1 pseudogene is annotated in these 505 nt (G+C 60.8%); it reads left to right on the top strand.

Annotated elements, in window-relative coordinates:
• Positions 1-190: pseudogene (gene glnA, locus EOA32_RS37695) on the top strand (glutamine synthetase); the annotation flags it as partial.
• Positions 191-505 lie beyond the last annotated feature (315 nt).

The raw sequence follows: 505 nt of genomic DNA, 5'->3' as shown, positions 1-505 counted from the left end.
GATCCCGACGGTCTGCGGCTCCCTGCGCGAAGCGTTGCAGAACCTCGACAAGGACCGCGGCTTCCTGAAGGCAGGCGGCGTGTTCGACGACGACCAGATCGACTCTTATATCGAGCTCAAGATGGCCGAGGTGATGCGCTTCGAAATGACCCCGCACCCGGTCGAGTACGACATGTACTATTCGGTGTAAGCGACTGCATTCCCGACAGAAAACAACCCCGGCGAAAGCCGGGGTTGTTTTCGTGAACAGCTCGCCAGAGGGCGGAAAGGCCGCAGGACGGGCCTCGTCAGAACAGCAGGCCAGCACTGTCGCGAGAGCGCGGATCTCATCGCCGCCAAGCAAGCCAGGCGTAAAAAAGCCCCGGCATTTCGCCGGGGCTCAGACTGCTGACAAACCCTGGCGTTTGCCGGGGGTTTTTGATTCACTGGGTCATGTTGAAGCGACCCGCCCCTGAACAGACCGCGCTTGAGATGGTGACGTTGGATCAGCTGGTTCCGGCCGATC

The organism is Mesorhizobium sp. M1A.F.Ca.ET.072.01.1.1 (assembly GCF_004023325.1).
Lineage (GTDB): Bacteria > Pseudomonadota > Alphaproteobacteria > Rhizobiales > Rhizobiaceae > Mesorhizobium.
The sequence above is the reverse complement of the archived record's forward strand: the minus strand, read 5'-3'. Positions and strand labels throughout refer to the sequence as shown.